The following is a 26921-nucleotide window of genomic DNA, read 5'->3' as shown; positions in this document are numbered from 1 at the left end:
TACGTTGGGAAGGGATAAGCGCTGAAAGCATATAAGCGCGAAACCCACCACAAGATGAGATTTCTTTAAAGGGTCGTGGGAGATTACCACGTTGATAGGTCATAGGTGTAAAGGCAGTAATGTCATAGCCGAGTGATACTAATAACCCATAGGCTTATTGTACGCCTGTTTTTTTATTAAATACAATATAATATTTAAGTTTTCATGTAAATAGTTGATTATCGACCTTTTTTCAATATGTTATTTTATACGGTAAGTAGATTATGAAATATAAACTACACACACCGAAAAATTTAAGGTGATTATAGCGATAGGGCTCACCTCTTACCATTCCGAACAGAGAAGTTAAGCCTATTTGCGCCGATGGTACTACACTTGTGGGAGAGTAGGTCGTCGCCTTTTTTAGAGAATCCTAAACATTTAGTTGTTTAGGATTTTTTTGTTTAAAACTTTTTAGTATTGGCTTTAGTGAGTGATAATACTAGCATCCTTTTTTGTGTTTCTTTTTTATAAAAAAAAGAACATAGCCAATAATAAGTTTTTATTTTTATTAGAAACGAAGCATATTAAATATTCATTTTAATTATCTTATGGGTTTATATTCAAAAACTATAAATGACGACAAATAAGGAATTAGATTTAGCTTGGAATTTTGTTAATAATACTGACAGGAATGTGTTCTTGACTGGAAAAGCAGGAACTGGCAAAACTACTTTTTTACACAAGTTAAAAATGAAATCTCTAAAAAGAATGGTAGTTGTGGCTCCAACAGGAGTTGCAGCTATCAATGCTAAAGGAGTAACTATACATTCTTTTTTTCAGATGCCATTTGGACCTATACTACCTAATGATGACCTAAATGGTTCCGTAGGATTTAATAGGAAATTCGGTAGAACGAAAATTAATATTATTAAATCTATGGATTTATTAGTTATTGATGAAATTAGTATGGTTCGAGCAGATTTATTAGATGGTATTGATAAAACTTTAAAAAGATATAGGAATAGAGACCTTGTTTTTGGAGGTGTACAGATATTAATGATTGGAGACTTACAACAATTATCTCCTGTTGTAAAAGAAAATGAATGGCATTTATTAAAACCTTTTTATAAAAATGCTTTCTTTTTTAGTAGTTTGTCATACAAAGAATGTAATGCTGTAACCGTTGAATTAAGACATATTTACAGACAAGATAATCCTAAATTTATAGATATTTTAAATGAAATTAGAACAAATACTTTAACTCAATCTTCTGCCGATGAATTAAACAAAAGATTTGAACCAGATTTTTCACCTAAAGAAGAAGAAGGTTATATTTCTTTAACAACTCATAATAATAAAGCAGAAAAAACTAATAAAACAGAGCTGGATAAATTAAATGGTTTTAAGCTTTGTTATAAAGCATCCATAGACGGTAAATTTCCAGAATTTTCATATCCTAATAAGGAGGAATTAATGTTGAAAGTTGGTGCTCAAGTTATGTTTATTAAGAATGATAGTTCTGCTGATAAACGTTATTTTAATGGTAAAATTGGAAAAGTGATTCTATTAGATAAGAATGAAGTTGTTGTAAAATGTCCAAACGATGATTTCAATATTATTACTACTCCAGAATTATGGGAAAATATAAATTATACCGTTGATAATGATACTAAAGAAATAACTGAAAATAGAATTGGATCTTATACACAAATGCCATTACGTTTAGCTTGGTCAATTACAATACATAAAAGCCAAGGTTTAACTTTTGAAAAAGCTATAATAGATGCTCAAGGAGCTTTTGCTCATGGACAAACTTATGTAGCGCTGAGTCGTTGTAAAAGTTTAGAAGGTCTAGTTTTAAAAAGTAAAATTAGTTCTAATCAAATTATAAGTGATGATAACGTAATTACGTTTAATAAAAAGGCAGAAGAAAATCAACCTGACGAAAAAATTTTAGAGCAATCAAAATCAAGTTTTCAGCTTAATCTAATTTCCGAAATTTTTAACTTCTATAAATTTTTATATCCTGTAAACCGTGTTTTAGATGTTTATTACAAAAATAGAGGAAGTATTGAAGGTGAAATTGAAGCTCCATTATTATCTATTAAAGACTGTATTACAAATTTACTTAAAGTTGCAAATGCTTTTAAAACTCAGTTATCTGAGCTTTCTGAAATAACACTAATTCCAGAATCAAGTAAAGAAATACAAATGCGTTTTATAAAGGCATTAGATTACTATAGGAATGAAGTTGAAATAAAAATTATTGAGCCTTATAAAACTTTTAACTTTACTACAGATAATAAAGCAATAGAAAATGATCTAACTAAAGCTTTAGATGGATTTGAAGAATTATTAGCTATAAAGCTACTTTATTTCAAAGGATTTGCTGATGGGTTTAAAGTTGAGAATTTCTTAGAATTAAGAGCCAAGTCTGTTTTCTTAGCTAAAGAAGCTCCAAAAAAAGCAAGAAAAACAGTAGTTGATGGAACTACTAACGTAGAGTTATTTGAGTTGCTTCGTGAATTAAGAAACACAATAGCTAACGATAAAGACTTAATTCATTATCAAATTTTTAATCAGAAATCTTTATATGAAATGTGTGAAACTTTACCAACTAATAAAGCTGAATTATTAAAGGTTAATGGTTTTGGTAAGACACGAGTTAAAAAATATGGAACCGATATATTAAAAATAATAAGGGAATATTGCGATGAAAATGATATACAAACGTCTAAAATTGTTGAGATTTTTGAAGTTCCAAAACCAAAGCGAAAAAGAGGAGATACTAATAGAACTTCTTTACAATTATTTAAATCTGGCAAATCTGTAGAGCAAATTGCTATGGAGCGTGATTTAAATGTAAATACAATTATTGGGCATTTAGCCAGTTTTATTACTTCAGGAGAAGTTAAAATTTTAGATTTAATTTCAGAAAAACATTATAAAGAACTAAAAGCTATTATTCCAAAACAGAAGTTTGAGAATATTTCAGATTTAAAACATAAAATAGATAATAAATATACTTTTGGAGAATTGCGTTTGGTTTTAGACGATTTATCTAATAAATAAAAAAGCTTCGAAATAAATTCCGAAGCTTTTATATAATTTTTAAATGTTATTTATTATTTGATAACACCTCTAGAAATTACAATTTTTTGTATTTCAGAAGTACCTTCATAAATTTGTGTAATCTTAGCATCACGCATCATACGCTCAACATGGTATTCTTTTACAAAACCATTTCCACCATGAATTTGTACAGCTTCAACTGTTTGTTCCATTGCTACTTTAGAGGCATATAATTTTGCCATTGCACTAGACATATCATAGTTATTACCTTGGTCTTTATCCCAGGCAGACTTCATTACAAGCATTCTTGCAGCTTCAATTTCAGTATACATATCTGCTAATTTAAAAGCAATAGCTTGATGGTTGCAAATTTCTGTGCCAAAAGCTTTACGTTCTTTAGAGTATTTTAATGCTAGTTCATAAGCTCCAGAAGCAATACCTAATGCTTGTGCTGCAATACCTATTCGTCCTCCAGAGATAGTTTTCATTGCAAATCTAAATCCAGAACCATTCGCTCCAATTCTATTTTCTTTTGGAACTTTTACATCATTAAACTGCAAGGTATGCGTATCGCTTCCTCTTATTCCTAATTTATCTTCTTTAGGTCCAATATCAAAACCAGGTGTTCCTTTTTCTACAATAAAAGCATTAATTCCATGAGAACCTTTGTGTTTATCGGTTTGCGCAATTACTAAATATATATCAGATCTTCCTCCACTTGTAATCCAGTTTTTTGTTCCATTAATTACGTAATGATCACCTTTGTCTATTGCAGTGGTTCTTTGCGAAGTTGCATCACTACCAGCTTCAGGCTCACTTAAACAAAAAGCACCTACAAACTCACCAGTAGCGAGTTTAGTCAAATATTTTTGTTTTTGTTCTTCATTTCCATAAGCCTCTATTCCATAGCAAACTAACGAGTTGTTTACAGACACAATTACAGAAGCAGAAGCATCAATCTTAGAAAGTTCTTCCATTATTAAAACATAAGAAATTGCGTCCATTCCACTTCCTCCATATTTTGGATCTACCATAATACCCATAAAACCTAAATCGCCCATTTTTTTTACTAATTCATTAGGGAATTCTTGTTTATTGTCACGTTCTATAACACCAGGTAGTAATTCTGTTTGCGCAAAATCACGAGCTGCGTCGCGTATCATTATATGTTCTTCTGTTAAGCTAAAATCCATATTTATAAGTACTATTAATTTGATAAAAGTTGAATACAAATATAGCTCTTTATTGGCTTTTTGTCAATAGATATTTCTATTTTTACTGAATATGATAAAAAATGAATACACCGTCATTGGTGTTATGTCTGGCACTTCTTTAGATGGAATAGATTTAGCTTTAATTAATTTTAATTTAGATATTAGTTGGACTTACAAACTTATTAAAGCAGAAACTATAGCTTACACAGAAGAATGGATCGATAAGTTAAAGACTTTGGTTAATTTCTCAAAGAAAGAATTAAAACCATTAGATGTAGATTACTCACTATATCTTGTAGAAGTTATAGACAGCTTTATTAAACGTAATAATATTTTAGAAATTGACGCTATTTGCTCTCATGGACATACTGCGTTACATGAACCAGAAAACAGATTAACATACCAAATAGGAAACCTTCCTATTTTACATAAAGTATTAAACAAAACTATAGTATGTAATTTTAGAATACAAGATGTTGCTTTAGGAGGTCAAGGAGCACCTTTAGTACCAATAGGAGACGCATTGTTGTTTTCTAATTATAACTATTGTGTAAACTTAGGTGGCTTTGCAAATGTCTCCACTCAAATCAATGGTAAGCGTATTGCTTTCGATATTTGTCCTGCTAACATAGTACTTAATAATTATGTTTCTAAATTAGGTTTTGCTTACGATAATAAAGGAAAACTAGCACAGGAAGGAGAACTAGATAATAATTTATTAAAAGAATTAAACAACTTAGATTTCTATAAAGCAAGCTATCCCAAATCCTTAGGTTTAGAATGGGTTAACCAAATTATATTTCCATTAATTGAGCGTTATAACCTTTCAATAAAAGATGTTTTAAGAACATTTGTAGAGCACATTGCTATTCAAATTTCTAAAGTGCTTAATAAGCAACAAAAAGCTTCAGTTTTAGTCTCTGGTGGTGGTGTTTTTAATGTTTTTTTAATGGAACGAATTAAAGATTTAAGCCATACAAATATTAAAACACCTACTACAGAAATAATAGAGTTTAAGGAGGCTTTAGTTTTTGGTTTTTTAGGTGTTTTAAAACTTAGAAATGAAAACAATTGTTTAGCTAGTGTTACAGGCGCAAAAAAAGACCATTCTTCAGGTGTTATTTTTTCATCTTAAAAAAACGAAAATTTTAACATTAAGCACCTTTAGTTTTTTATATTTGTTAAACTAATATAAAACTTTCAAAATGAATCAACTTTAGCTACGCTTAGCTTAAATTAAAGATAAAAAATAATTAAAAGTTAAATAAGATTCAAGACACTTTAAATGAAAGAACTACTAAAAAAATACGAAAATAAAGAACCAGAAATAATCTTTAATTGGAAAGATGCAGAGACTGAAGCTGAAGGTTGGACAGTAATAAACTCACTTCGTGGAGGAGCTGCAGGAGGAGGAACAAGAATGAGAAAAGGTCTTGACATGAACGAGGTTTTATCTCTAGCAAAAACAATGGAAGTTAAATTTACTGTTTCTGGACCAGCAATTGGAGGTGCAAAATCAGGTATTAATTTTGATCCTAAAGACCCAAGAAAAAAAGGAGTTTTAGAGCGTTGGTATAAAGCTGTTTCACCATTACTTAAAAGCTATTATGGAACAGGAGGAGATTTAAATGTAGATGAAATTCACGAAGTAATTCCAATTACAGAACAATCTGGAGTTTGGCATCCTCAAGAAGGTGTTTTTAATGGACATTTTAAACCCACAGAAGCTGATAAAATTAATAGAATAGGACAATTACGTCAAGGTGTTATTAAAGTTATTGAAAATCCAGGTTTTTCTCCAAACGTTGCTAAAAAATATACAATCGCAGATATGATTACTGGTTATGGTGTTGCCGAAGCAGTAAAACATTATTACGAAATTTATGGAGGAAGTGTAGTTGGTAAGCGAGCAGTTGTTCAAGGTTTTGGAAACGTAGGATCTGCTGCAGCATACTACTTAGCTCAAATGGGTGCTAAAATTGTTGGAATTATTGATATATCAGGAGGTGTTATTAACGAAAACGGTTTTTCTTTTGATGAAATCACAAATTTCTTCTTAACAAAAGATGGCAATACACTCGCTACAGAAAACATGATTCCATTCTCAGAAATGAATGAGCGCATTTGGTCACTACAAACAGAAATATTTGCACCTTGTGCTGCTTCACGATTAATAACTCAAGACCAAATTAGCCAGATGATTAATACAGGATTAGAGGTTATATCATGTGGAGCAAATGTGCCTTTTGCAGACAAGGAAATTTTCTTTGGAAGCATCATGGAGTCTACAGACGAAAAAGTAAGTTTAATTCCAGACTTTATTTCAAACTGTGGTATGGCTAGAGTATTCGCATATTTTATGGAACGTAAAGTACAAATGACAGATGATGCCATATTTGACGATACATCAAGTATTATAAAAAAAGCAATTCAAAATACGTACAATAAAAACCCAAGCAAAACAGAAATTAGTAAAACAGCATTCGAAATTGCATTAACTCAACTTGTTTAAACCTTTATAGTAAACTATGGAAACAGTAATTATTCTTGTATTTGTATTTGGTTATTTAGCCATTACTTTAGAACACAGTATTAAAATAGATAAATTAATTCCTGCTTTAGTGATGATGGCTATTAGTTGGGCATTAATTTCTTTAGGATTAGACTCGTTTACACAATGGTTCGATTCGGCTAATCATGGTTTGGTTAAAGGTTATACTTCTTTAGGTTTAGAAGACACAACTAATACTGCTGGAGATATTGTACATGGAAGAATGCACATAATGGAAGAAACCTTATTGCATCACTTAGGTAAAACAGCTGAGATTTTAGTGTTTTTATTAGGAGCAATGACTATTGTAGAAATTATTGACTATTTCGATGGGTTCTCAACAATAAAAAACTTTATAAAAACTAAAAAGAAATCTAAAATTTTATGGATTTTCTGTGGTTTAGCATTTGTATTATCTGCTATTATAGACAATTTAACAGCAACAATAGTTTTAATATCAATACTTCAAAAAATTGTTAAAGATAGAAACGTACGTATTTGGTATGCAGGGTTAATAATAATCGCCGCAAATGCAGGAGGTGCTTTCTCTCCAATTGGAGATGTTACAACTACAATGCTTTGGATTGGTAATAAAGTATCTACAGGATATTTATTTGGGTATTTATTTTTACCATCATTAGTATGTATGATTGTACCTGCTTTTATTGCGTCATTTTTACCTGCTTTCAAAGGTAATTTAGATATTGAAGAAGAAACAAACAAGAAGCCTAAAAGTCGTTTTAGTGGCACTATGCTATATTTAGGTTTAGGAGCAATAATATTTGTACCAATCTTCAAAGTTGTTACACATTTACCGCCTTACGTTGGCATGATGTTATCTTTAGGAATCGTAGCAATTTTCGCAGAGATTTACAGTTCATCTAAATTTAGCCTAACAGAAATAGACGATGAAGTTAGCGAAGCAAATGCACACCATAGTCCAGTACACCACTCGTTATCTAAAATAGAATTACCAAGTATACTTTTTTTCTTGGGAATTTTAATGGCAGTAGCAGCTTTAGAATCTTTAGGCACATTATTTGGTTTTGCATCTACTTTAAAAGAGGGTATACCGTTAATGGGAACAGAAATGGCAGGAACAGAAGTGTCAGATTTAGTAGTTCTTTTATTAGGTGTTGGATCTGCCGTAATAGACAATGTACCATTAGTAGCAGCAAGTTTAGGTATGTTTACAGAATCTATGGACGACCAATTATGGCACTTTATAGCTTATTCAGCAGGTACAGGAGGAAGTATGTTAATTATTGGATCTGCAGCAGGTGTTGTTGCAATGGGAATGGAAAAAATAGATTTTTTCTGGTACTTTAAAAAAATATCTTGGCTAGCATTAGTAGGTTTCTTAGCTGGAGCATTAGTATTCCTATTTACAAGAACTCTATTTTAAAAATACGTAATTAAAAACAAAAACGTTATACACTTATAAAACCACACAAAATGATTAGCACTTTTATACAAGAAACGGCTCAAGATACAGAAGCTTTATTAGATGGAGAAACAGGAGAAAAAACACTATCAATAATAGAATTAATAACAACTGGAGGAACAGCAGGAATAGTAATAATAGGTCTGTTATTTGTTTTATTTGTAATTGCATTATATATTTATTTTGAAAGACTCCTTGCTATTAAAGAGGCTTCTAAAGTAGATTCAAACTTTATGAATCAAATTAAAGATTACGTAAGTGATGGAAAAATTGATTCCGCTCAAAATTTATGTTCTCAAGCAAACTCACCTGTATCAAGATTAATTAGTAAAGGTATTTCTAGAATAGGGAAACCTTTAGACGATATTAATACAGCAATTCAAAATGCAGGACGTTTAGAAGTTTATAGTCTAGAAAAAAACGTAAGTGTATTAGCAACAATTTCAGGTGCAGCACCAATGATTGGATTTCTTGGAACAGTTATTGGAATGATACTGTCTATATTCGAAATAGCAAATTCTGGTGGTTCTATAGATATTAAAACATTAGCAGATGGTCTATATACAGCAATGACAACAACCGTAGGAGGACTAGTAGTAGGTATCGTTGCATATATTGCATACAACCACATAGTTGTAAAAACAGATAAAATAGTTTACAAAATGGAAGCAAACTCGTTAGAGTTTTTAGACCTTTTAAACGAACCAATTTAAAAACTAATTCATGAATTTACGCGGAAGAAATAAAGTAACACCAGAATTCAATATGTCTTCAATGACAGATATTGTATTCCTACTACTTATCTTTTTTATGATTGCATCAACACTAGTTTCTGCCGAAGCTATAGATTTGTTGTTACCAAAATCGACAAGTAAAACCACACAGACAAAAAACATATCTGTAAGTGTAGATAAGGATACCAATTATTATATAGACATGAAAAAAGTTTCTAAAGATGCTTTAGAAGCAGAACTAATGTCAAAACTAGGAAATGAAGAAGCACCATCAATTACAATTCGTTCAGATCAAGATGTAGAAATGAAACATGTCGTTTACATTATGGACATTGCAAATAGAAATAAGATAAAGTCATCTTTGGCAGTAAAGTCACAGTAACATATTGTCTCATCTAACTTTGGTCATAATTTAAAATATCATACTTAAAGCATTTTATAGAGCTAAACGTTCTACAACTATAATTTACATGAAATACTTAGAAACAAATCACGAAAAAAATTCAGCAAAAATAACAACTTTAATAATAGTTATTTTTGTTTTGCTCTGTTTTGTAGTAGGTCAAGATTATCAAGAATTACCAGAAGAATATGGAGTTGCAATAAATTTTGGAGATGCAAATCTTGTAAGCGATAATATTCAGCCTGATAATTCTGAAAATGTTCAAGATACAGAATCAGAACCAGAAGAGTCTGAAGAGGTTGTTGAAGAAGAAACAGCAGAAGATGAAGTCGCTGAAGAAATAGTTGAAGAAGAAACAGCTCAAGAAATAGCTGAGGAAGAAAAACAAGCAGAAGAAGCATTAGCAGAAGAAAAAGCTGAGGCAGAGGCTGTAGAAGCAGCTGAGGAAGAAGCAGCAAAAGAGGCTGAAGCTGAAGCTGCGGCAGAAAAATTATTAGCACAAGAAGAAGAAGAGGCTTTAAAAATTAAAACTGAAAAAGAAGTTCAAGAAGCGAAGGAAGCGAAGGAAGCTAAAGAGGTAAAAGAAAAATTAGAGAAAAAAGAAAGAGAAGCAAAAGAGGCAAAAGACGCTAAAGAAAAAGCAGATAAAGCAGCAGCAGCAAAAGTAGCAGCAGTAGCAAAAGCTAAAGCCGATAAAGCAGCTAAAGATGCAAAAGCTAAAGCAGCAGCAGATGCTAAGGCAAAAGCACAAAAAGCGGCATCAGACAAAGCAGCAGCAGCAAAAGCTGCAGCAGCTAAGGCAGCCGCAGCAAAAGCAGCTTCGGATAAAGCAGCAGCAGCAAAAGCTTCAGCAGCAAACAATAATCAAGGTGGTGGAGAAACAGTTTCTTTTGCTTTAATTGAGAATTCGCCAATATATCCAGGTTGCGAATCTGGAAATAATGTTGCGAGAAAAAAGTGTATGAATGATAAAATCAAACAATTCTTAAATAATAATTTCAATAAAATTTTAGCTTCAGATATTGGGTTAAATGGCATTCAAAAAATAAACATTCGTTTTACAATAAACGAAAACGGAACAATTGTAGGAATTAGAGCAAAAGCAGCAGATGCTAAATTAGAAGCAGAAGCAAAAAGAGTTGTAAAGCTATTGCCTAAAATGAAACCAGGAGAACAACAAGGAAGACCAGCATCTGTGTCTTTTAATCTTCCACTTAGTATTAAAATTGATTAAATCTATATAAACGTATAAAAGCGGAATTAAGATGAAATACTTAAAAACTAAACACGAACAAAATTCAGCTGCAATAACAACATTAATAGTTGTTATTCTAATACTGCTATGTTTTGTAATAGGTCAGAGTTATCAAGATCCACCAGAAGAATATGGAGTTGCAGTAAATTTTGGTAATTCACCAGTTGGAAGTGGTAATGTACAACCAGATAAACCAGTAAAATCTAAAGATTTAAATATAAATAAAACACCTCAAGAAGCACAAACAGAACCAGATAAAGCTGAAGAAGCTTCAGCTTCTCAAGAAGAAAAAGAAGATGTTTTAACCCAAGACACTGAAGAAACTATAGCAATAAAAAAAGCTGAAGCAGTAAAAAAAGCTAAAGCGCAAGCCGAAGAAAAGGCGAAAATTGAAGCTGCAAAAAAGGCAAAAGCTAAAGCAGAAGCCGAAGCAAAAAAGAAAGCTGAAGAAGCAAAGAAAAAAGCGGAAATTGATGCCATGATGGGAGGAATGAATAATTCTAATGGAGAATCAAGTGGAAGTGAAGGTGACGATAATCAACCAGGAGATAAAGGTCAGTTAGATGGTAATCCTTATGCGTCAAGTTATTTTGGAGATGCAGGAACAGGTAATGGAGGAGTTGGTTATGGTTTAAACGGAAGAGGAAAACCTTCTTTTCAAACAACAGTACAGGATTGTAATGAGTCTGGATTAGTCGTTATTAAAATTGAAGTTGATAGGTCTGGTAAAGTTGTTAAGGCTGAGCGAACAAAAGGAACAAGAAACACTGCTGCTTGTTTAGAAGAGACTGCAATAAAAATTGCTAAATCTCATAAATGGAAAGCAGATTCTAAAGCGCCAACAAGACAAATAGGTTTTGTGAGTATAGATTTCAAATTAGGACAATAATAATGACTTATCACGATACTGTAAACTGGATGTTTTCTCAACTTCCAATGTATCAAAAACAAGGTAAGAGTGCTTACAGGGTAGATTTAAGTAATACTATTCTATTAGCTAATCATCTCAATAATCCCGAAAATAAATTCAAATCAATACATGTAGCTGGAACTAATGGTAAAGGTTCCACTAGTCACATGCTAGCATCAATTCTGCAAGAAGAAGGATACAAAGTTGGTCTGTACACTTCTCCGCATTTAAAAGACTATAGAGAACGTATAAAAATCAATGGTAAAAAAATAAGTAAGCAATTTGTTATTCAGTTTATAAAACGAAACAAAAACTTTTTCCAGACTAATTCATTATCCTTTTTTGAAATGACTGTTGGCTTAGCTTTCGAGTATTTTTCAAAACAAAAAGTTGATATAGCTATTATTGAAGTAGGTCTGGGAGGAAGATTAGATTCTACTAATATTATAACTCCAGAAGTTTGTGTAATCACTAACATTGGATTAGATCATACGCAGTTTTTAGGAAACACTCTCCAGTCAATAGCTAAAGAGAAAGGAGGAATAATAAAATCAAATATTCCAGTTGTAATAGGAGAAACTCAAAAGGAAACTAAAGAAATATTTAAAGATATAGTTAAGAATAGTAGAACAAAAATTATTTTCGCAGATAGAGTTAAAACAAAAAAATACCAAACCGATTTAATAGGTAATTATCAACAAAAAAATATTATAACTGTAGTTCAAACGCTCAAAGAAATTCAACTTAAAGGGTTTCATATATCTGAAAAAAATATTATAAATGGGTTTTTTAAAGTAGTTCATAATACAGGTTTACTAGGCAGATGGCAAATATTAAAAGAGGGTCCAAAAGTTATATGTGATACAGCACATAATAGAGAAGGACTAGCAATAGTAATGAATCAACTTCAAAATGAAGAATATAGTAATTTACATATCGTTTTCGGAGTAGTAAATGATAAGAATTTAGATTCTATTATAGATTTATTACCAATTAAAGCTCAATATTATCTTTGCAAACCAAATATTTCTAGAGGATTAGATCAATACAAACTTAAAGAATATTTCGATTCAAACAGCTTGATTTCTAACACTTATAACTCTGTAAGTGAAGCACATAAAAAGGCTTTAGAAAATGCTGAAAATCGTGATGTTATTTTTATTGGAGGAAGTACTTTCGTAGTTGCTGAAATTATTTAAAAATTTTTACAAAAAAACTTTTGTGTAATCAAAATCTCATGTATATTTGCACTCCTAATAACAAGGGCGACTAGCTCAGTTGGTTCAGAGCACTTGGTTTACACCCAAGGGGTCAGGGGTTCGAATCCCTTGTCGCCCACATAAATTTAAAAAAGCCTAATGAAATTTCATTAGGCTTTTTTTGTGTCTATCATTTTCATACGTTGCTTATTTTTTATTATCTTTAAATAAAATCACAAAATGAAAAATCTACTGTTCTTATTGCCTTTATGCTTCATTATCATGTCATGTAAAAATGATAAAAAAACTATTGATAATAAGTCTTCTGTTATAGATGAAAAACTGGCTAGTTTAGAAGGGAGTATTAAGAATGGGAATAAACAAATGTCTAAGGAAACCATAACTTTTCCATCTCACGATGGTTTAACTATTACAGCAGACGTTTATAAAGTAGAAAACAACCCAATTACTATTCTACTATGTCACCAGGCTGGTTATAGTAGAGGAGAATATAAAGACACAGCATTACTTTTAAATAGTTATGGTTATAGTGTTATGGCAATAGATCAAAGATCTGGTAATGGTGTTAATAGTGTTGTAAATGAAACGGCTAAATTAGCAAAGGCAAAAAAAATAAATACAGATTATATAGATGCTAAACCAGACATTATTGCTGCAATCGATTATGTTTATAAAGACAATGGTAATTTGCAAATAGTACTTGTTGGAAGTTCTTATTCTGCTACTTTAGCGATGTTAATAGGTGAAAATAATAATAAAGTTAAAGCCATTGCTGCTTTTAGTCCAGGAGAATACTACAAAGGTATGAGTATTCAAAATGAGATAAAAGACATAGCAAAACCTACTTTTGTTACAGCTTCTCTTTCAGAAACGGAAGCCTTAACAACACTAGTAAGTAAGATGAAAACAAACAATCTTTTTCATTATAAACCTAAAGAAGAAGGTATTCATGGTTCTAGAGCACTTTGGGACTCTACAAAAGGTTATAAAGAGTATAGAGAAATGTTTAAAGCTTTTTTAGATAAGATATAGGTTTTTAAAGTAAATCTAATATGCGTTCTAAGGCCATGCCACGAGAGCCTTTAATTAGTAATGTTGCATTTTTAGTTTCAATAGAACTAAAGTTTTCTTTTAAAGATTTGAAAGATGCAAATTGCCTAATTTTATTTGCATTATTTTTAGTTTTATAAAAATTTTCTCCAATTAAATAAACGGTATCAATTGATAGTGTCTTGGTCAATTCGCAAATAGTTTGATGCTCTTGCTTCGCATCTTTACCTAATTCGAACATATCACCTAAAAAAGCTATTTTATGTTCATCTTTTAAATTACTAAAATGATCTAAAGCTGCCTTCATACTTGTTGGATTGGCATTATAAGCGTCTAGAATAATTTTATTAGATTCCTTTTTAATAATTTGAGAACGATTGTTTGTTGGCGCATAATTTTCCAAAGCATTCTTTATGTCATTCAATTTAATATTAAAATATTTGCCAATTATTGATGCTGCGCATAGATTTGTGAAGTTATATTTCCCAATAAGTTGCGACTCTATATTTACGTCTTCAATTTTAAATTTAACAAACGGATTTGCTTGAATAAATTCAATTTTAATGTAATTAGAATCAGTTTCAGAAAAACCAAACTTTTTAATATACGCACTTAGTTTTTCTTTTTGGATTGGATCATCAGCATTTAAGAACACATGTTTGTTATTTTTGGTTAAAAATTGATAGAGCTCACTTTTACCTTTAATAACGCCTTCAACACCACCAAAACCCTCTAAATGAGCTTTACCAAAATTAGTTATATAACCAAAGTCTGGTTTAGTAATAGTACATAGAAATTCAATTTCTTTAATATGATTGGCTCCCATTTCTACAATACCTATTTCTGTATCGCTAGACATCGATAATAACGTTAATGGAACTCCAATATGGTTGTTTAAATTACCTATAGTTGCTGTTGTGTTATATTTTTTAGATAGCACAACGTTTATTAATTCTTTAGTAGTTGTTTTTCCATTACTTCCAGTTAAAGCTATTATTGGGATTTTTAAATGGTTTCTGTGATACGATGCTAATGCTTGTAATGTTTCCAAGACATTTTCTACTAAAATTGTTTTATCCGAAGTTTTAAATTCAACGTCATCTATTATTACATATTTGACGCCTATTTCTAAGGCTTTATTTGCAAATGTGTTGCCATTAAAGTTGTCTCCTTTTAGTGCAAAAAACATATTGTCTTTAGATACCTTTCTGGTATCTGTAGAAACACCATTACAGTTTAAAAACAAAGTGTGAAGTTCTTGTATTTTCATGTATTATATTTTCTTAACTCTTATTAATAGGCTCGTATAATAAAATAAAAGTATAAAAAAAGTCCTAACTAAACGTTAGGACTTTAAATATTATTTAAAACTATTTCTAGTTCTTAGTTTTGTTTTTAGACTTAGATTTAGAACCTACTCTAGACATTGCGCATCTAAAGCCAATGTAGTCTGTTGCCATATTTTGAGGAAAATAACGTCTTTGAGCTGGATCTAACCAATACTCTCTGTCTCTCCAAGAACCTCCTTTAAATACACGTGCCTCATCGTTAATTAAAGATGTTCTTTTTGTGCTCTTATCCCATTCTCTAACCATGTTTCCTAAAGAATCAACTTCTGTTGAATGCTTAGGCGAATTGTACATTTTTCCTGTTGTAGACTTTTCGTCACTTTCTGTTTCATCAAAATCATCATAACCACGAGAAGAGCGTCTATCTCCATCTCTAAAGTTACGGTTATCACTTCTATCGAAGTTTGTTCTTAAATAAGTTTCGTCTTCGTCAACAGGGACTTGAGCAATTTCACCAGGTAAATCTCTTGCTATAACTTTTCCGTTTGGAAGTGTATCAAAAACAATCTCGTCTGTAGTTACAATTTTAACTGTACCATCTTCTGTAATTGCATTTTTAGTGTATACATTTCCTCTAAAATAGTTGAAGTCATTAAATTCATCATCTACAATAGGTCTGTATACATCAGCAACCCATTCCGCTACATTTCCAGCCATATCGTATAAGCCATAATCGTTTGCTGCGTAAGATTTTACTTGAGCTGTAATGTCTGCACCATCGTCAGACCACCCAGCAATTCCACCGTAATCACCTTTTCCTTGTTTGAAATTAGCTAATTGATCTCCTTTAATTTTACGCTTTCCAGAACGAGTATATTGTCCATCCCAAGGATATTTTTTACGTCCTCTGTATACGTTATAGCTTCTAATTTCAGATAAACCTAAAGCTGCATATTCCCATTCCGTCTCAGTTGGAAGTCTATATTTAGGAGAAATAATACCAGTTTGTCTTGAAGCATATACGTTAATTTCTTCACCATTAGCGTCAGTTTGTGGTTTTAATTTACCACCTCTTAATATATCCTCATTACCACCAAAAGTTTGAGTTGGTGCGTTAATGTAAGTATCTGTACTAAAGTTTGCATCAGCAGTAGCTTCGTATTGACTATTTTGTTTTAAATACCCTCCTTTTTGTAATGCTTTTTCTTGAACACGGTCTGATCTCCAATTAGCATATTCAACAGCTTGTATCCAGCTTACACCAACTACAGGATATTGACCATAACCAGGATGGCGTAAATAATTTTCTGTCATTACCTCGTTATAACCTAAACGGTTTCTCCAAACTAAAGTATCAGGCACAACACCTTCGTATATTTTTCTAAAGTTCTCATCTTCTGGTGGATAAACTTGTTTAATCCAATCTAAATACATTAAGTAATTTTGATTAGTTACTTCAGTCTCATCCAAATAGTAAGATTGTACATGTTGTTGGTTAGGCGTATTGTTCCAGTCATGCATTACATCATCTTGAACTTTACCTTTAGTAAAAGTACCTCCTTCTATAAATACGGTTCCTGGAGGCGTTTCTTGTTCTTGAAATTTTGTGTTGTATTGAAAACCGCCTTCTTTAGCATTAATTTCCCAACCAGTGGCACTATCTACGTTAGATCCTCCAGATCTACCACATCCAACCAAGGTTAAAGAAACTGCTAATAGCATTAAAACCCTTGATACAATTACTTTTTTCATATTGATACGTTTATGTAAACTAATTATTTTTTTTTGGTGACGCAATATAATGATTCTACATAACTCTACAAGTTATTTCGTAAAATTAACTTAAAAAAAATTGCATTTCAACCTATTTATTTACTTTACATCGATAAATTAATTGTTTTTTTACGACGTTTAGAGCGTATATAACGCAGGTTATTTTAATTTATTATTGTAATTTTGAAACGTTTTTATGAAAATGTTAAAAATGTAATAATAACATTGAAATATTCACGTTATTTAAAACAATGAAAAAGATATTATTTGGTATTACAGTGCTGTTATGTACTATAGCCTATTCGCAACAAAAGAAATTTAATCTTACCTGGAATGATGCTAAAACATTAAATACAGGAAGTCACAGTATAACTGTGCCAAATTTTTCACCTAAAGAGAATTTTAATTTTAATTTAAAAACTGGAATTAATTTTGTTTCGCAGTGGGATACTAATTCTAGTATTAAAGAAGGTAGTGTAAGACTAACAAATGTTAAATATGCTCCTGTTTCTAAATCAGATTTAAAAGATTTAGATTTAAAAACTATTCCATCTTCGATTACATATAATTTAAAAAACACTCAAGCACGAGAGAATAAATATGTATTATTAATAGTTTCTGCAATTGTAAAAGCAGGAAATAATTCATACAAAAAAGTAACTTCTTTTACTGTTGATTACGAGAACTCTAATGTGTCTTCTAGAACAAGTAATAGGCAACCAATAACTAATTCTATTTTAAGTTCTGGTTCATGGTATAGATTTGGAATAGATAAAACAGGTGTTTTTAGACTTTCTAAGAGTTTTCTTAATAGTCTAGGTGTTAATACTAACGCTTTAGATCCAAGAACAATACGAATTTATGGTAATGGAGGACAAATGATTCCTTATTTAAATAATGATAACTATCCAATTGATCCGATTGAGAATGCCATAAAAGTAGTTGGAGAAGAAGACGGGATATTTAATGACGGTGATTATGTTATATTTTATGGAGTAGGACCAAAAGGTATTGTAGAGGATCCCTTAGTAAACACAAATGTTAACCCATATAATAGTGTAACCAATTATTATGTTAATATTGGATTTGGAAATGGTAAAAGAATTCAAAATATGGTTGAGCCAACTGGAAACGCTACTACCAATATCTCAACGTTTCAAGATTATCAATATCATGAATTAGATGAGTTTAATCTTGCTTTTGTAGGTAGAAGATGGTTTGGAGATGAACTGGATATTGAAACAACAAAAATATTCGATTTTAATTTTCCAAACATAATAACAACAGAGCCTTTGAAATTTGAATTTAAAGGAGCATCTACATCTAGTAATACCGCTAATTTTACTGTTAGTGTAAATAATAGTGAAGTTGCATCCTTAACAACTGCAGGTGTAGAAGGCGATAATTTTGGATCAAGTGCTAATTTCACCGGAGACATAGCTGTTGCATCAGAAAATATTAGTGTAAAAGTTGATTACGATAAGTTAGGAGTCCCAAGTGCTGCAGGATATATAGATTATATCTCAATAGAAGCAACTAGGAATTTAAGCTACAGTGGTAGTCAGTTTTTGTTTTTTAATCGGGCTACTGCGGAGACTTCAGGCATTGGAATGTACACTATAACTAATGCTGCAAATGTTTCAGAAGTTTGGGAGGTAACAGATATAAATAATGTTACTAATAAATTAAATACTGAAGCAACACTTAGTTTTAAATCAAATTTAGGTAGCTTAAAAGAATATGTAGCATTTACAGCATCAGATTTATACCAACCAATAAACACAGGGAGTTCTTTTGTGCCAAATCAAAATATTAAAGGAACAATTTTTAATAATAGTCAGGGAGATTTTCAAGATGTAGATTATATTATTGTAACTCCTAACTCTCTTGTAGGTCAAGCAAATCGTTTAGCGCAAATAAATAGAAATCAAAATAACTTTAATGTTAAGGTAGTAACTTTAGAATCTATATATAGGGAATTTAATACTGGAAACAGAGATATTTCGGCAATTAGAAATATGGTAAAGTATGTATATGATAACGCAAGTGCTCCAGAAAATAGAGTAAAATACTTATGTCTTTTTGGAGATAGTTCATTCGATTATAAAGGCAGAATTTCTTCAAACACCTATAACACGCCTTCATGGCATGCTTATGATAGTTTTAATTTAACCAATTCATTTGTGTCAGACGATTTTTATGGCATGATGGATATAAATGAAGGTACAATGGTTTCTTCTGACAGGTTAGACATTGCAGTAGGTAGAATTCTTGCAGATTCTCCAGAACGTGCTAATCAAATGGTTGATAAAGTGGCTGTTTATTATTCTAAAGAAGCGTTAGGTAGTTGGAGGAATAATTTTATTGCTGTGTCAGATGATGTAGATGAAGCTTATGAAGCAGTACTTCAAGCTACTACAGATCAAATTGCCGATCAAATTACAACAGAAAAACCATTTTTAAACGCAGTTAAAATTCATGCAGATGCATTTCAACAACAAGCATCAGCTGGAGGAGAGCGTTATCCCGAAGTCAATACTGCTATTGCTAATGCTATTGAAAATGGAGCATTAGTAGTTAATTATTTTGGACATGGAGGAGAAGACGGTTGGTCATTCGAGAGATTGTTTCAAAAGCCTGATGTACAAAACCTAAGAAATGATTGTAAATTAACTTGTTTTGTTACAGTAACTTGTGAATATACAAGGTTTGATAATCCTTTACGTGTTACTGCTGGTGAATTAGCGTACTGGAATAAAAATGGTGGTGCAATTTCGTTAATATCTACAACGCGTCAAATTTTTGTAACTGTAGGAGTAGAATTCAATATTAAATTAGAAGAATTCTTGTTCTCTTTTAATGATACAGATATTTATGAAGATAATGAATATCCATCAATGGCAGAAGCTTTAAGACTTACAAAAAACAGTAACAGTGTAGCTAATATTTCTCAAAAATACTTAGTATTTTATATTGGAGATCCTGCTTTAAAATTAGCTTTTCCTCAGCCTAATGTAAGATTAACTAAAATAAACGACTCACCTGTTGCTGGAAATACAGAGGTTTTAGAAGCGTTGAGTTATGCTAAGCTATCTGGAGAAGTTACAGATGTTGCAGGAAACCTTTTAACTAATTATAATGGAACAGTAGAGACAACAATTTACGATAAACCAATACAAAGAGAAACACTAGCAAACGATAATGTTTTTTCTGGAGGATCTGTAATTAAGTTGCAATATGAAACTTTAGGAGAGGTTATTTTTAGAGGTCAATCTACAGTAACTAATGGTGAGTTTGAATTTGATTTTATTGTGCCAAGAGATATAGGAGTTCCTGTTGGTTTTGGAAAAGTAAGTTTCTATACTTCTACAGAAAATTCTCTATTAGATCAATCTGGAGCAACAACAAGTACGCTTCAAATAGGTGGTGTAAATGAAAATGCAGCCGAAGATAACCAAGGACCAAACATAAGTTTATTCATGAACGACGAAAACTTTGCTTCTGGAGGAATCACAAACGATTCTCCAACATTATTAGTTAAATTACAAGACGAAAATGGAATTAATACTGCAAGTGGAATAGGGCATGATATAGTTGCTTTGTTAGATGGAGATGAAGTAAATCCATTTGTGCTTAATAGTTTTTATGTAACAGAATTAGACGACTTTACTAGAGGTAGTTTAAGTTTTCCTTATAGAGACTTAGAACCTGGATTACATACATTAACACTTAAAGCTTGGGACGTTTATAATAATTCTTCTACAAGCGAGTTACAGTTTAGAGTTTTTGATGAAAAAGAAAATTTAGTGATAGAAAATGTACTTAACTATCCAAATCCATTTGTAAATTATACAGAGTTTTGGTTTAGTCATAATAGTTCAGAGGTTTTAGATATCTCTGTACAAATTTTCACAGTTTCTGGAAAGTTAGTAAGAACATTAAATGGGCAAACTACAGGAGTAGGCTCTAAGTCTAGTAGCTCAACATCTCGCGATATAGTTTGGGACGGTAGAGACGACTTTGGAGACAAAATAGGAAAAGGAACCTACGTCTATAAGCTAAAAGTACATTCTAGTGCTACAAATAAAACAGTAGAAAAAATAGAGAAACTTGTTATCCTGTAATAAAAAATTATATTTGTCTAATAAAATAGTATTAAAAAACGAACACCATAAAGATATTGCCTCTTAAAAAAAAAACGACTAATTGCTACTAACATGCGATCGTTAAAAAACAATAAAAAAAACCTCATGAAAAAGAATGTTTTAATAGTAATTGTACTAATTTTTGCCTTAAATAGTACTGCACAAAATTTATTCGAAATCCAACCTTCTCAGGATACTCGAGTAATAACAACAGGAGTGCCGTTTCTTTTAATAGCACCAGATGCTAGAGCTGCTGCAATGGGAGATATGGGAGTTGCAACATCGCCAGATGCTTTTTCGCAACAATGGAATCCTTCTAAATATGTGTTTTCGACAGTTAAATCTGGAGTTGCAGTAAGTTACACACCATATTTAAGTCAGTTGGTAAACGATATTTTCTTAGGTAGTGTAACGTATTTCAATAGAATAAATGAACAAAGTGCATTTGCTGCTAGTTTTAAATATTTCTCATTAGGAGATATTGAATTTGTTGAAGACGAAAACTCAACACCACTTATCCAGTCTCCAAACGAATTAACATTAGATATATCTTATACTTTACGTTTAAGCGACCAGTTTGGTATGGCAGTAGCAATGCGTTATTTGCGTTCAGATTTAAAATTAAATTTTGGAGATAATGATGTTACTACAGCTAATACTTTTGGTGTAGATATTACAGGTTATTATCAAGGAGAAGAAGAGGCTTATAACGACTTTAATGGTCGTTGGCGAGGTGGATTTGCAATTCAAAATCTAGGTCCTAAATTCGTGTACGATGAAGGAGGACAAGAAAATTTTCAACCAACAATGTTGCGTTTAGGAGGTGGTTTCGACTTTATTTTCGATCAATATAACAAATTGGGTGTGACTGTAGAATTTGCAAAGTTACTAGTACCAACACCACCAGTTTTAGGTGATAGAGTTGAGTTTGTTGATAATAATGGAAACGGACAGCTTGATGATCCTGATGGAGATCCAGCAACTCTAGATGATGAAATAGTAAATACAGAACAAAATTTTATTATAGATGGTCAAGATAATAATGTCGATTTTGTTTCAGGTGTATTTCAATCTTTTGGTGATGCGCCAGGAGGAGGAGCAGAAGAGCTTCAAGAGTTTACTTATGCAGTAGGATTAGAATACTTATATCAAGATTCCTTTGCTTTTAGAGCAGGTTATTTTAATGAGCACGAAACAAAAGGAGCACGTAAATTCTTTGCATTAGGAGCTGGTTTTAAATATAATGTTCTTAATATAGATTTATCCTACTTATTCTCAGCATCGCAAGTTCAAAGTCCATTAGAAAGTACATTGCGTTTCTCTTTAACGTTTAACTTAGGTGAAGGAGAATACACAGAATATTAATTTTTTTTAAAAATTATAAAAACAAAAACTATTGCGTAAAAAGCAGTAGTTTTTTTGTCTAAATTAATCTGTATTACCGTATTTCAATAGATATGAAAGAATTGAAAATAGAATCGAAACTTTATGTTTTCGATAATTTAGAAGACACACCAAAAGACATCCAGAAATTAATGCAAGATGCAATAGAGGCAAGGGATAAAGCTTATGCACCTTATTCTAGGTTTCATGTTGGTGCTGCATTATTACTTGATAACGGAGAAATTATTTCTGGTAATAATCAAGAAAATGCTTCTTATCCTTCAGGTCTGTGCGCAGAACGGACTGCTATTTTTTATGCTGGTGCTAAATATCCAAATGCTAAAATTGTTAAAATAGCAATTACTGCAGCTTCTCAAAATCAAAAAACAAAAACACCAATACCGCCTTGTGGAGCCTGCAGGCAATCTATTGCAGAATACGAAACAAAACAAAATTTACCTATAGAAATTTATTTTATGGGTGAAGTAGGAAAAGTAATGAAATCTAATTCTTTGGCAAACTTATTGCCTTTTGGCTTCGATTCTTCTAATCTATAACGTTTTCGAAAAATAAAAGACTAAATTCATGTAATTTTAGTCAATTTTCACTTTTGCAATACCAAATGAATGTGTTACTTTTGTTATTGCAATTTTTTTTGAAAGATTAGTGTCTTATTAATAATTTGAAATTTATTGAATAAAATGGTTTTTAATTTACCGTAAAGAAACACCAAAAATGCAGAAAATAACTAAAGAAGTTTACCTTAAATGGTATGAAGACATGTATTTCTGGAGAAAGTTTGAAGACAAACTTGCTGCAGTTTATATCCAACAAAAAGTTAGAGGGTTCCTTCACTTATATAATGGTCAAGAAGCAGTGTTAGCAGGAGCTTTACACGCAATGGATTTAACAAAAGATAAAATGATTACTGCATATCGTAATCACGTTCAGCCTATTGGTATGGGAGTCGATCCTAAACGTGTTATGGCAGAATTATTTGGTAAAGCAACAGGAACTTCTCAAGGTTTAGGTGGCTCGATGCATATTTTTTCTAAAGAAAAAGGATTTTACGGAGGACACGGTATTGTTGGTGGTCAAATACCTTTAGGAGCAGGAATGGCTTTTGGAGATAAATATCATGAAACAGGAGCTGTATCTATTTGTTGTTTTGGAGATGGTGCAGCAAGACAAGGTTCTTTACATGAAACATTTAACATGGCAATGCTTTGGAAATTACCTGTAGTATTTGTTTGCGAGAATAATGGTTATGCAATGGGAACATCAGTAGAACGTACAGCAAACCATACAGATATATGGAAGTTAGGCCGTGGATACGAAATGCCTTCTGGACCTGTAGATGGAATGAATCCTATTAAAGTTGCAGAAGCTTTTGATGAAGCTATAACTAGAGCAAGAACAGGTGGAGGACCAACATTTTTAGAGGTTAAAACATACCGTTATAGAGGGCATTCAATGTCTGATGCACAGCATTATAGAACGAAATCTGAGGTAGAAGAGTACAAGAAAATTGATCCTATCAAGCAAGTAAAAGATATTATCCTTGAAAAGAAGTATGCTAACGAAGACGATTTAAAAATTATAGATAAACGCGTTAAAGCATTAGTAGCTGAATGTGAGAAATTTGCAGATGAATCTCCATATCCCGATAAAAATGTTATGTACGATGTTGTATACGAACAAGAAGATTATCCATTTATAGAGCATAAAATAAAATAAGCTATGGCTGAAGTAATAAACATGCCGCGTTTAAGCGACACAATGGAAGAAGGCACTGTAGCAAGTTGGCTTAAAAAAGTAGGTGATAAAATAGAGGAAGGCGATATTCTAGCAGAAATCGAGACAGATAAAGCCACTATGGAATTTGAGTCTTTCAACGAAGGTACTTTACTTCATATAGGCATTCAAGAAGGAGATACCGCTAAGGTAGATACCCTTTTAGCAATTATTGGAGAGGAAGGTGAAGATATTTCTGGATTATTAAACGTAAGTGATACTAAAGAGGAACCAGAAACTTCTACAGAAGATAAAGTAGAAGCAGCTCCAGAAAGCGAAACTCCTCAAGAAGCAGAAGCATTACCAGAAGGTGTTGTAGTTGTAACTATGCCACGTTTAAGTGATACAATGGAAGAAGGAACTGTAGCAACATGGTTAAAAAAAATAGGTGATACTGTTGAGGAAGGCGATATTCTTGCTGAAATTGAAACAGATAAAGCGACTATGGAATTCGAATCTTTTCAATCTGGAACGTTACTACATGTAGGTTTAGACGAAGGAGATTCTGCTAAGGTAGATGCGCTTTTAGCAATTATTGGTCCTGCAGGAGCAGATGTTTCAGCAATAGCTAAAAACTTTGCAGTTGGAGGAAATTCAGCTAAAAAAGAAGAAGTACCTAAACAAGAAACAAAAGCTGTCATTCAGAGCGTAAGTGAAGAATCTAAAACAAAAACAGCGGTAGTAGTATCAAATACAAATTCAGACTCAAGTAGATTGTTTATTTCGCCTTTAGCTAAGAAAATGGCTGAAGAAAAAGGCATTCAACTAAACCAAGTAAAAGGTTCTGGAGAGAATGGACGTATTGTAAAGCGTGATATCGAAAACTTTACACCATCTGTAACATCTTCTGCATCAATAGCAAAGTTTATAGCAACAGGTCAAGAAGATTTCGACGAGACTCCAAACTCAAACATGCGTAAAGCAATTGCTAAAAATTTAGCGAAGTCTAAATTTACAGCACCACATTATTACTTAAATGTAGAGTTTGATATGGAGAATGCTATGGCATTTAGAGTGCAGTACAACTCTATTCCAGATGTAAAAATTTCTTATAATGATATGATTGTTAAAGCATGTGCTTTAGCATTACGTATACATCCACAAGTTAACTCTCAGTGGTTTGACGATAGAATGAAATTAAACAACCATGTACATATTGGTGTTGCTGTAGCTGTACAAGACGGACTTTTAGTACCAGTAGTTAAATTTGCCAACGAGCAAAGTTTACCACAAATTGGTGCAGCTGTTAGAGAGTATGCTGGAAAAGCAAGAAACAAAAAACTAGCTTTAGACGAGATGGAAGGTAGTACGTTTACTATTTCTAACTTAGGCATGTTTGGTATAGAAAGTTTTACGTCTATTATAAATCAACCAAACTCAGCAATATTATCTGTAGGTGCAATTGTTTCAAAACCGGTTGTTAAAAACGGACAAGTAGTAGCAGGAAATACAATGAAATTAACTCTTGCTTGTGATCATAGAACAGTAGATGGTGCAACTGGAGCACAGTTTTTACAAACCTTAAAAGGATTTATTGAAAATCCTGTAACAATGTTAGTTTAATCTGTCATTAATAGTCTAGTCTGTCATGCAGAGCGCAGCGAAGAATCTCATAAAACTAAAACCTATTTCACTATAATGAAGTAGGTTTTTTTTATCTTTAAACTCAAATATATTTTATATGAAAATAATAACAACACTAAGTCTTTTAGCCTTATTTATAGGTTGCGATTCTAACAAAACAACTACAACCGAAACTCTTGGTACACAACCAGCAGCAAAAGAAGCAGTAAAAGAGGTAACAACTTCTAAAACAATAGAAGTAAAAGAAGTAGTAACTCCAGACGAATTAAAAGGCATTATTTCTTTCTTGGCTTCAGACGAGTTGAAAGGTCGCGACACAGGAAGCGAAGGTATAAACGAAGCTGCAAATTACATAGAGACGAAGTTTAAAGGCTATGGCTTAAAACCATATTTTGAAACCTATCGCGATAATTTTGCAATTGGAGAAATAGATGCCTACAATGTAGTAGGTTACCTTGAAGGTACAGACCCAAAATTAAAAGACGAGTTTATACTTATTGGTGCACATTACGATCATATTGGTACAGCCAAAGACGTTAATGGAGACACGATTGCTAATGGTGCAAACGATAATGCAGCAGGAACAAGTGGTGTATTATCTTTAGCAAAGTATTTTTCTAAAAATAAAAGTAATAAGAGAAGCATCATATTTGCAACCTTTACTGCTGAAGAAAAAGGATTGTTAGGCTCAAAGCATTTAGCTGAAAAACTAAAAGAAAAGAACATAGATTTATACACCATGATAAACCTAGAAATGATAGGTGTGCCATTTGTAGGAAGAGATTACGAAGCTTTTATTACTGGTCACGAATTATCAAATTTAGCCGAAGTAATGAATGGTTATGCAGGCGAAAAACTAATAGGTGCTTCAGATGTGGCTAAAAAATATGGACTGTTTAAACGTTCAGATAATTATGCGTTTTACCAAGCGTTTAAAACACCTTGCCATACAGTATCCTCTTGCGATTTATCAAACTTCGATTTCTACCATCATGTGGATGATGAGATCGATAAATTAGACTATCCTTTTATGGCGAGATTAATAAACAAGTTAGCACCAGTTTTAGAACAAATGGTAAATGCGCCAACACGAGATATTAAAATGAATTAATAAATGC

The 26921-nt window shown here is 31.9% G+C and carries 19 protein-coding genes, 1 tRNA gene and 2 rRNA genes; 19 read left to right on the top strand and 3 right to left on the bottom strand.

The annotated features are described in order from the left end of the window. The 3 genes from Q0C58_RS04210 to Q0C58_RS04200 all read left to right on the top strand — a co-directional run. Nucleotides 1-162: ribosomal RNA gene (locus Q0C58_RS04210) — 23S ribosomal RNA — on the top strand; the annotation flags it as partial. A 132-nt stretch (nt 163-294) separates the two neighbouring features. Beyond that, a 5S ribosomal RNA gene (gene rrf / locus Q0C58_RS04205) occupies nt 295-402 on the top strand. 213 nt (nt 403-615) lie between these two features. Then, nucleotides 616-3054 (top strand): helix-turn-helix domain-containing protein, encoded by a 2439-nt coding sequence (locus tag Q0C58_RS04200; protein WP_290697952.1) that lies wholly within the window; start codon nt 616-618, stop codon nt 3052-3054. A gap of 53 nt (nt 3055-3107) precedes the next feature. On the opposite strand, the gene Q0C58_RS04195 is transcribed toward Q0C58_RS04200, so the two are convergent. Further along, a complete protein-coding gene (locus Q0C58_RS04195) occupies nt 3108-4247 on the bottom strand; it encodes an acyl-CoA dehydrogenase (RefSeq protein WP_290697949.1) in 1140 nt (379 codons plus the stop codon). A 91-nt stretch (nt 4248-4338) separates the two neighbouring features. Here Q0C58_RS04195 and Q0C58_RS04190 point away from each other — a divergent pair, with 91 nt between their 5' ends. The 10 genes from Q0C58_RS04190 to Q0C58_RS04145 all read left to right on the top strand — a co-directional run bounded on the left by Q0C58_RS04190 (nt 4339) and on the right by Q0C58_RS04145 (nt 13817). Continuing rightward, complete coding sequence (locus Q0C58_RS04190) at nt 4339-5403, top strand: anhydro-N-acetylmuramic acid kinase (protein ID WP_290697946.1); 1065 nt, start codon at nt 4339-4341, stop codon at nt 5401-5403. Between the two features lie 150 nt (nt 5404-5553). Further along, entirely contained in the window at nt 5554-6780 is a 1227-nt protein-coding gene (locus Q0C58_RS04185; RefSeq protein WP_290697943.1) for a Glu/Leu/Phe/Val dehydrogenase dimerization domain-containing protein, read from the top strand. 16 nt (nt 6781-6796) lie between these two features. Further along, complete coding sequence (nhaD, locus tag Q0C58_RS04180; protein ID WP_290697940.1) at nt 6797-8224, top strand: sodium:proton antiporter NhaD; 1428 nt, start codon at nt 6797-6799, stop codon at nt 8222-8224. Between the two features lie 50 nt (nt 8225-8274). Continuing rightward, nucleotides 8275-8976, top strand: coding sequence for a MotA/TolQ/ExbB proton channel family protein (locus Q0C58_RS04175; RefSeq protein ID WP_290697938.1), 702 nt, complete (start codon nt 8275-8277; stop codon nt 8974-8976). 10 nt (nt 8977-8986) lie between these two features. Beyond that, entirely contained in the window at nt 8987-9379 is a 393-nt protein-coding gene (locus Q0C58_RS04170) for a biopolymer transporter ExbD (RefSeq protein WP_290697935.1), read from the top strand. 88 nt (nt 9380-9467) lie between these two features. Further along, the gene (locus tag Q0C58_RS04165; protein WP_290697932.1) at nt 9468-10634 is read left to right on the top strand and encodes a hypothetical protein; all 1167 of its coding nucleotides are present in this window, start codon (nt 9468-9470) and stop codon (nt 10632-10634) included. Nucleotides 10635-10665: 31 nt separating this feature from the next. Further along, nucleotides 10666-11544 (top strand): energy transducer TonB, encoded by an 879-nt coding sequence (locus Q0C58_RS04160; RefSeq protein ID WP_290697930.1) that lies wholly within the window; start codon nt 10666-10668, stop codon nt 11542-11544. A 2-nt stretch (nt 11545-11546) separates the two neighbouring features. After that, nucleotides 11547-12764, top strand: a complete 1218-nt coding sequence (locus Q0C58_RS04155) for a folylpolyglutamate synthase/dihydrofolate synthase family protein (protein ID WP_290697928.1) — start codon at nt 11547-11549, stop codon at nt 12762-12764. A gap of 64 nt (nt 12765-12828) precedes the next feature. After that, nucleotides 12829-12903: transfer RNA gene (locus Q0C58_RS04150), tRNA-Val, on the top strand. Between the two features lie 101 nt (nt 12904-13004). Next, entirely contained in the window at nt 13005-13817 is an 813-nt protein-coding gene (locus Q0C58_RS04145; RefSeq protein WP_290697926.1) for an alpha/beta hydrolase, read from the top strand. A gap of 4 nt (nt 13818-13821) precedes the next feature. Here Q0C58_RS04145 and murF read toward each other — a convergent pair whose 3' ends face one another. Both murF and gldJ read right to left on the bottom strand, forming a co-directional pair. After that, a complete protein-coding gene (gene murF, locus Q0C58_RS04140; protein WP_290697923.1) occupies nt 13822-15105 on the bottom strand; it encodes a UDP-N-acetylmuramoyl-tripeptide--D-alanyl-D-alanine ligase in 1284 nt (427 codons plus the stop codon). A 106-nt stretch (nt 15106-15211) separates the two neighbouring features. Next, nucleotides 15212-16876 (bottom strand): gliding motility lipoprotein GldJ, encoded by a 1665-nt coding sequence (gldJ, locus tag Q0C58_RS04135; protein WP_290697920.1) that lies wholly within the window; start codon nt 16874-16876, stop codon nt 15212-15214. A 272-nt stretch (nt 16877-17148) separates the two neighbouring features. Between gldJ and porU the strand changes: the two genes are divergently transcribed. The 6 genes from porU (at nt 17149) to Q0C58_RS04105 (ending at nt 26914) form a co-directional block, all read left to right on the top strand. Next, on the top strand, nt 17149-21021 hold the full coding sequence (gene porU, locus Q0C58_RS04130) for a type IX secretion system sortase PorU (protein WP_290697917.1): 3873 nt from the start codon (nt 17149-17151) through the stop codon (nt 21019-21021). A gap of 126 nt (nt 21022-21147) precedes the next feature. Further along, nucleotides 21148-22407 (top strand): type IX secretion system outer membrane channel protein PorV, encoded by a 1260-nt coding sequence (porV, locus tag Q0C58_RS04125; protein ID WP_290697915.1) that lies wholly within the window; start codon nt 21148-21150, stop codon nt 22405-22407. Between the two features lie 92 nt (nt 22408-22499). Continuing rightward, complete coding sequence (gene cdd / locus Q0C58_RS04120) at nt 22500-22982, top strand: cytidine deaminase (protein WP_290697913.1); 483 nt, start codon at nt 22500-22502, stop codon at nt 22980-22982. Between the two features lie 178 nt (nt 22983-23160). After that, complete coding sequence (gene pdhA / locus Q0C58_RS04115) at nt 23161-24162, top strand: pyruvate dehydrogenase (acetyl-transferring) E1 component subunit alpha (RefSeq protein WP_290697911.1); 1002 nt, start codon at nt 23161-23163, stop codon at nt 24160-24162. Between the two features lie 3 nt (nt 24163-24165). Continuing rightward, nucleotides 24166-25782: a pyruvate dehydrogenase complex dihydrolipoamide acetyltransferase gene (locus Q0C58_RS04110; RefSeq protein WP_290697908.1), complete on the top strand. Its 1617-nt coding sequence runs from the start codon at nt 24166-24168 to the stop codon at nt 25780-25782. Nucleotides 25783-25900: 118 nt separating this feature from the next. Further along, the gene (locus Q0C58_RS04105; RefSeq protein WP_290697905.1) at nt 25901-26914 is read left to right on the top strand and encodes a M20/M25/M40 family metallo-hydrolase; all 1014 of its coding nucleotides are present in this window, start codon (nt 25901-25903) and stop codon (nt 26912-26914) included. Nucleotides 26915-26921 lie beyond the last annotated feature (7 nt).

Source organism: Lacinutrix sp. (assembly GCF_023299985.1).
In the GTDB taxonomy this organism is placed as follows: domain Bacteria; phylum Bacteroidota; class Bacteroidia; order Flavobacteriales; family Flavobacteriaceae; genus Lacinutrix.
This window is presented reverse-complemented; position numbering and strand designations above follow the sequence as displayed.

What these genes read in the sequence shown, in the direction of transcription:
- Q0C58_RS04200 (WP_290697952.1), top strand. Translation starts at nt 616, where the DNA reads ATGACGACAAATAAGGAATTAGATTTAGCTTGGAATTTTGTTAATAAT.
- Q0C58_RS04195 (WP_290697949.1), bottom strand. Translation starts at nt 4,247, where the DNA reads ATGGATTTTAGCTTAACAGAAGAACATATAATGATACGCGACGCAGCT.
- Q0C58_RS04190 (WP_290697946.1), top strand. Translation starts at nt 4,339, where the DNA reads ATGATAAAAAATGAATACACCGTCATTGGTGTTATGTCTGGCACTTCT.
- Q0C58_RS04185 (WP_290697943.1), top strand. Translation starts at nt 5,554, where the DNA reads ATGAAAGAACTACTAAAAAAATACGAAAATAAAGAACCAGAAATAATC.
- nhaD (WP_290697940.1), top strand. Translation starts at nt 6,797, where the DNA reads ATGGAAACAGTAATTATTCTTGTATTTGTATTTGGTTATTTAGCCATT.
- Q0C58_RS04175 (WP_290697938.1), top strand. Translation starts at nt 8,275, where the DNA reads ATGATTAGCACTTTTATACAAGAAACGGCTCAAGATACAGAAGCTTTA.
- Q0C58_RS04170 (WP_290697935.1), top strand. Translation starts at nt 8,987, where the DNA reads ATGAATTTACGCGGAAGAAATAAAGTAACACCAGAATTCAATATGTCT.
- Q0C58_RS04165 (WP_290697932.1), top strand. Translation starts at nt 9,468, where the DNA reads ATGAAATACTTAGAAACAAATCACGAAAAAAATTCAGCAAAAATAACA.
- Q0C58_RS04160 (WP_290697930.1), top strand. Translation starts at nt 10,666, where the DNA reads ATGAAATACTTAAAAACTAAACACGAACAAAATTCAGCTGCAATAACA.
- Q0C58_RS04155 (WP_290697928.1), top strand. Translation starts at nt 11,547, where the DNA reads ATGACTTATCACGATACTGTAAACTGGATGTTTTCTCAACTTCCAATG.
- Q0C58_RS04145 (WP_290697926.1), top strand. Translation starts at nt 13,005, where the DNA reads ATGAAAAATCTACTGTTCTTATTGCCTTTATGCTTCATTATCATGTCA.
- murF (WP_290697923.1), bottom strand. Translation starts at nt 15,105, where the DNA reads ATGAAAATACAAGAACTTCACACTTTGTTTTTAAACTGTAATGGTGTT.
- gldJ (WP_290697920.1), bottom strand. Translation starts at nt 16,876, where the DNA reads ATGAAAAAAGTAATTGTATCAAGGGTTTTAATGCTATTAGCAGTTTCT.
- porU (WP_290697917.1), top strand. Translation starts at nt 17,149, where the DNA reads ATGAAAAAGATATTATTTGGTATTACAGTGCTGTTATGTACTATAGCC.
- porV (WP_290697915.1), top strand. Translation starts at nt 21,148, where the DNA reads ATGAAAAAGAATGTTTTAATAGTAATTGTACTAATTTTTGCCTTAAAT.
- cdd (WP_290697913.1), top strand. Translation starts at nt 22,500, where the DNA reads ATGAAAGAATTGAAAATAGAATCGAAACTTTATGTTTTCGATAATTTA.
- pdhA (WP_290697911.1), top strand. Translation starts at nt 23,161, where the DNA reads ATGCAGAAAATAACTAAAGAAGTTTACCTTAAATGGTATGAAGACATG.
- Q0C58_RS04110 (WP_290697908.1), top strand. Translation starts at nt 24,166, where the DNA reads ATGGCTGAAGTAATAAACATGCCGCGTTTAAGCGACACAATGGAAGAA.
- Q0C58_RS04105 (WP_290697905.1), top strand. Translation starts at nt 25,901, where the DNA reads ATGAAAATAATAACAACACTAAGTCTTTTAGCCTTATTTATAGGTTGC.